Source organism: Dietzia sp. B19 (assembly GCF_014145155.1).
Lineage (GTDB): Bacteria > Actinomycetota > Actinomycetes > Mycobacteriales > Mycobacteriaceae > Dietzia > Dietzia natronolimnaea.
In genome coordinates this window covers 1-5,389 of the sequence record NZ_JAALED010000316.1, presented here as the reverse complement: position 1 = coordinate 5,389, position 5,389 = coordinate 1, and the positions used below count along the sequence as shown (strand labels likewise).

The window sequence follows — 5,389 nt, the reverse complement described above, 5'->3', positions numbered from 1 at the left end:
ATCGCGGGCGTCGCGCGGGAGTCGTCCACCGCCGGGGCGCCGTCGCGTGGCTGGGCCTGGACGGCGATCGGAGCCGCGACCACGACCACGGCGACGAGGGCGCCGATACTCCAGGTGCGGCGGCGGGGGAGGTGGCGCATGGGGTCACTGTTCCTATCGGGACGGGAAGGGAACCGGCCGGGTCCGTGACCGTAGATCGTATGGCCGGATCCACGTCCGCGGGGAATTTCGCCCGGGGTGGTCCGCCGCGGGTCCGGGCGCGGCCTGGATCGGTGGTGGAAGCGGACAGACGCTAGGCTGCGGCACGGCGGCGACGCGGTTCCGGCCGTGACACCGGCCTGCGGAACCTCGGTCCGAGGTGTCGCCCGAGGCGGGTGGTCCGCGTACACGTAGTCCCCAGCCCTCACGCCGCAGCCCTCATATCGCCCCCAGACCGCAGCCCCTGACCGGAGGTCCCATGTCCGACGCCGACGCCGCACTGCACGATGCGCTCGAGTCCGTGGTGGCCCGCAACCCCGGGCAGAAGCTCTTCCGGCAGGCCGTGCACGAGGTGCTCGAGTCGCTCGCCCCCGTGGTCGCGCAGCATCCCGAGTACGTCGAGGGCGGGATCCTCAAGCGGATCGTCGAACCCGAACGAGTGGTGTCCTTCCGCGTGCCGTGGGTCGACGACTCGGGAGTGATCCAGGTCCAGCGCGGCTTCCGGGTCCAGTTCAGCTCCGACCTGGGTCCGTACAAGGGTGGTCTGCGGTTCCACCGGTCCGTCGACGAGGACACCCTCAAGTTCCTCGGCTTCGAGCAGGTCTTCAAGAACGCGCTCACGGGCCTGGGGCTGGGAGGTGGCAAGGGCGGCTCCGACTTCGACCCCCACGGTAGGACCGACGGCGAGGTGATGCGCTTCTGCCAGTCGTTCATGGCCGAACTCGCCCATCACATCGGGGCGGACCTGGACGTGCCCGCCGGGGACATCGGCGTGGGCGGCCGCGAGATCGGCTACCTGTACGGCCAGTATCGGAAGATCACGGGCCGGAACGAGGCGGGGGTGATCACCGGCAAGGGGATCGGCTACGGCGGGTCCTGGGCGAGGACCGAGGCCACGGGCTACGGGCTCGTCTACTACGTCCGCGAGATGCTCCGCGAGACCGACTTCAGCCTCGACGGCTCCCGCGTTGTCGTCTCCGGGTCCGGGAACGTGGCCCTCTACGCGGCCAGGAAAGCCACGCAACTCGGAGCCACCGTCGTGGCCTGCTCCGACAGCTCCGGGTACGTGGTCGACGAGAGGGGCCTCGACCTGGACCTGCTCGCCGACGTCAAGGACGTCCGACGCGAGCGGCTCTCGGTCTACGCCGAGGAGCGGGGTGACTGCGAGTTCGTCGAGGGGCGTTCGGTGTGGGAGGTGAAGTGCGACATCGCACTGCCCTGCGCGACGCAGAACGAGCTCGACGGCGACGCCGCGCGGACCCTGGCGGGCAACGGGTGCCGCCTGGTGGCCGAGGGGGCCAACATGCCGTGCACCGAGGAGGCCGTCGAGGTGATCCGCGAGAAGGGCATCCTGTTCGGACCCGCCAAGGCCGCGAACGCGGGCGGTGTGGCCACCAGCGGGTTGGAGATGCGCCAGAACGCCGGTCGGCTGCAGTGGGACTTCGAGCGCGTCGACTCCGAGCTCGACCGCATCATGACCAACATCTATGCCACCACGGCCGCGACCGCCGAGGAGTACGGGATGCCCGGCGACCTGGCGGCCGGGGCCAACATCGCCGGCTTCCGCCGCGTCGCGGACGCGATGCTCGCGCAGGGCGTCATCTAGCTCAGGTCGTCCGTTCCCCAGTCGGGAAGAGCGTTCCGCACGCATCGCCCGAGAGGCGGGTGTGCGGAACGGTCTTGTCGTTGAGGATGCGTGCGGGCGTGCGGGCGTGCGGGCGCGTGGATGGGCGCCACGTCGGATTGAGTCGGGTGGGCGCAGGTTTCCGCGTGATCTGGATCACCCCGGGAATGGATCGGGCCGGTCCCCAGTTGTACAGGGCGTCAAACCTCAGCGATCCGGACTCAACTTGGGTTGACGGCGCCACCGCCGAGAGGCAGGGTGGAGTCACTGATCCGAGCCTTGAGCCGGGTCTGCTGAACAACAGAGTTTCGGACCACCCCCCGTCCGCGCGGTAACGGCGCGGAGAGAAGGAGAACATCATGGGACGTGCAGTCGGTATCGACCTCGGCACCACCAATTCCTGCGTCGCCGTCCTCGAGGGCGGCGAGGCCAACGTGATCGCCAACGCCGAGGGGTCGCGCACGACCCCGTCGGTGGTCGCGTTCGCCAAGAACGGCGAGGTCCTCGTGGGCCAGCCGGCCAAGAACCAGGCGGTCACCAACGTCGACCGCACCATCCGCTCGGTCAAGCGCCACATCGGCACGGACTGGAAGTCGGACTCGATCGACGGCAAGAACTACACCCCGCAGGAGATCAGCGCGCGCACGCTCCAGAAGCTCAAGCGCGACGCCGAGTCCTACCTCGGTGAGGAGGTGACGGACGCCGTCATCACCGTCCCCGCCTACTTCAACGACGCCCAGCGTCAGGCCACCAAGGACGCCGGCCAGATCGCCGGCATGAACGTCCTGCGCATCGTCAACGAGCCCACCGCGGCCGCATTGGCGTACGGGCTGGACAAGGGCGACAAGGAGCAGACCATCCTGGTCTTCGACCTCGGTGGCGGTACCTTCGACGTCTCCCTGCTCGACATCGGCGACGGCGTCGTCGAGGTCCGGGCGACCTCCGGTGACAACCACCTCGGTGGTGACGACTGGGACCAGCGGATCGTCGACTGGCTCGTGGACAAGTTCAAGGCGCAGAACGGCATCGACCTCACCAAGGACAAGATGGCGCTGCAGCGTCTGCGTGAGGCCGCCGAGAAGGCGAAGATCGAGCTGTCGAGCGGTCAGTCCACCTCGATCAACCTGCCGTACATCACGGTCGACGCGGACAAGAACCCGCTCTTCCTCGACGAGACGCTGTCGCGCTCGGAGTTCCAGAAGATCACGCAGGACCTGCTCGACCGGTGCCGCAAGCCGTTCCAGGCCGTCATCAAGGACGCCGGGATCGCCGTGTCTACCATCGACCACGTGGTGCTCGTCGGTGGCTCGACCCGCATGCCGGCCGTGTCCGACCTGGTCAAGGAGCTGACCGGCGGCAAGGAGCCCAACAAGGGCGTCAACCCGGACGAGGTCGTCGCCGTGGGCGCCGCGCTGCAGGCCGGCGTGCTCCGCGGCGAGGTCAAGGACGTGCTCCTGCTCGACGTGACCCCGCTGTCGCTGGGCATCGAGACCAAGGGCGGCGTGATGACCAAGCTCATCGAGCGCAACACGACCATCCCCACCAAGCGGTCGGAGACCTTCACCACGGCCGACGACAACCAGCCGTCGGTGCAGATCCAGGTGTTCCAGGGTGAGCGCGAGATGGCGGCGCAGAACAAGCTGCTCGGCTCGTTCGAGCTCGCCGGTATCGCCCCCGCGCCGCGTGGCGTGCCGCAGATCGAGGTCACCTTTGACATCGACGCCAACGGCATCGTCCACGTGACCGCCAAGGACAAGGGCACCGGCAAGGAGAACACGATCATCATCCAGGACGGCTCCGGCCTGTCCAAGGAGGAGATCGACCAGATGATCAAGGACGCCGAGGAGCACGCCGCCGAGGACCACAAGCGTCGCGAGGAGGCGGACGCCCGCAACCAGGCCGAGTCCACGATCTACCAGACGGAGAAGTTCGTCTCGGAGAACGAGGACAAGATCCCGGCCGACAAGAAGGAGTCGCTCCAGGCCGCGATCGCCGACGCCAAGACCGCCCTCGAGGGCTCGGACGTCGACGCCATCAAGTCCGCGGTCGAGAAGGTCAACACCGAGGCGCAGGCCGTCGGCCAGGCCATCTACGAGGCCTCCGCGGCCGAGGGTGCCGAGGCCGGCGACCCCACCTCCGCGGGGTCGGTTGACGACGACGTGGTCGACGCCGAGGTCGTGGACGAGGACGAGCCGAAGGGGGACGACAAGTGACGGACGCGACCGGAATTCCTGATCCCGGCGACCCGGAGGCCACCGACGAGGAGGCGGTGGACGAGAAGTTCGTCCAGGACGCCCCCGTCGCCCCCGAGGCCGAGATCGTGGCCGAGGGCGCGGCCGGCGTCGACCCGGACGAGGTCGAGGCGGCCGCAGAGGACGACGAGACAGTCAGGGGTGAGTTCCAGTGACCACACCACACGCTGACGGTCCGGAGACGGACAAGGCCGCCTGGGCGGGCGGTGACGCGCAGGACGTGGCCGCCGCGCAGGCGGTGGATGACAAGACCGGCGCCGCTCCGTCGGAGGCGGTGGAGGGCGAGATCGTCGAGGACGACCCCGCCCCCACCACCGACGGCGCCGCCGGCGACCGGTCGTCCGACGACGACGCCACGTCGGCGCTGCAGGCGCAGCTCGACGAACGGACGGCGGACCTGCAGCGCGTGTCGGCGGAGTTCGCCAACTACCGCCGCCGCGTCGAGCGGGACCGACAGGCCATCATCGACACCGCCAAGGGCTCGGTCCTCACCGAGCTCCTGACGATCGTCGACGACCTGGAGCGGGCACGGGCGCACGGGGACCTGGAGGAGGGGCCGCTCAAGGCCTTCGCCGACCGGGTCCACGCGGTCCTGGCCTCCCAGGGGGTCGAGTCCTTCGGCGAGGAGGGGGACGCGTTCGACCCGTCCGTGCACGAGGCCGTGCAGGACGAGTCGGAGGGTTCCGAGCCCGTGCTGGGCACGATCCTGCGCAAGGGCTATCGCCACGGCGAGCGGACCCTGCGGTCGGCGATGGTCACCGTCCGCTGATCCGCTCGTCCTCCACCGCCGCCGGTGTGCGGTCACCCGCACACCGGCGGTCGAGGTGGAAAAGTGAGACTTCGGGTAAGTAGGAACTGATCAGGAACCGATAGGGAAAGGAGGCGTCTGGTGAGTCAGCGCGAATGGGTCGAGAAGGACTACTACGCCGAACTGGGCGTCTCCAAGTCCGCCACGGCGGACGAGATCCGCAAGGCGTACCGCAAGCTCGCGAGCGACAACCACCCGGACAAGAACCCGGGGAACAAGGCCGCCGAGGAGAAGTTCAAGCGGGTCGGCGAGGCCAACAGCGTCATCGGCGACCCCGCCAAGCGCAAGGAGTACGACGAGTTCCGGGCGCAGGTGTCCTCCGGCGGGTTCGGCGGCTTCGCGCCTCCCGGTGGGGGCCGATACACCACCACCGGCGGTGACTTCGACATCGGCGACCTCTTCGGAGGGGCCGCGGGTGCGGGCGGAGCCGGTGGGGCCGGGGGCTTCTCCGATCTCTTCGGCGGCCTGTTCAACCAGGGCGGCGGCCGCGGCGGCGGGGCCGGCGCG

At 69.3% G+C, this 5,389-nt stretch carries 5 protein-coding genes; all 5 read left to right on the top strand.

Features of this window, described 5'->3' with window-relative positions; translation table 11 throughout:
* Window positions 1-457: 457 nt before the first annotated feature.
* Window positions 458-1,804 carry an NADP-specific glutamate dehydrogenase gene (gdhA, locus tag G6020_RS09610; RefSeq protein WP_179523534.1) on the top strand — a complete coding sequence of 449 codons (1,347 nt, stop codon included), beginning with the start codon at window positions 458-460 and terminating at the stop codon, window positions 1,802-1,804.
* A gap of 377 nt (window positions 1,805-2,181) precedes the next feature.
* Window positions 2,182-4,035 carry a molecular chaperone DnaK gene (dnaK, locus tag G6020_RS09605; protein ID WP_182610460.1) on the top strand — a complete coding sequence of 618 codons (1,854 nt, stop codon included), beginning with the start codon at window positions 2,182-2,184 and terminating at the stop codon, window positions 4,033-4,035.
* Window positions 4,032-4,229, top strand: a complete 198-nt coding sequence (locus tag G6020_RS09600) for a hypothetical protein (protein WP_182610459.1) — start codon at window positions 4,032-4,034, stop codon at window positions 4,227-4,229. The genes dnaK and G6020_RS09600 overlap by 4 nt, the downstream gene beginning before the upstream one ends.
* Window positions 4,226-4,843: a nucleotide exchange factor GrpE gene (gene grpE, locus G6020_RS09595; RefSeq protein ID WP_179523531.1), complete on the top strand. Its 618-nt coding sequence runs from the start codon at window positions 4,226-4,228 to the stop codon at window positions 4,841-4,843. The genes G6020_RS09600 and grpE overlap by 4 nt, the downstream gene beginning before the upstream one ends.
* A 117-nt stretch (window positions 4,844-4,960) precedes the next feature.
* Window positions 4,961-5,389, top strand: a 429-nt coding sequence (locus G6020_RS09590) for a DnaJ domain-containing protein (RefSeq protein ID WP_194306070.1), incomplete at its 3' end; no start/stop codon positions are given.

Coding starts and splice junctions, on each gene's coding strand:
- gdhA (WP_179523534.1), top strand. CDS start 458: ATGTCCGACGCCGACGCCGCACTGCACGATGCGCTCGAGTCCGTGGTG.
- dnaK (WP_182610460.1), top strand. CDS start 2,182: ATGGGACGTGCAGTCGGTATCGACCTCGGCACCACCAATTCCTGCGTC.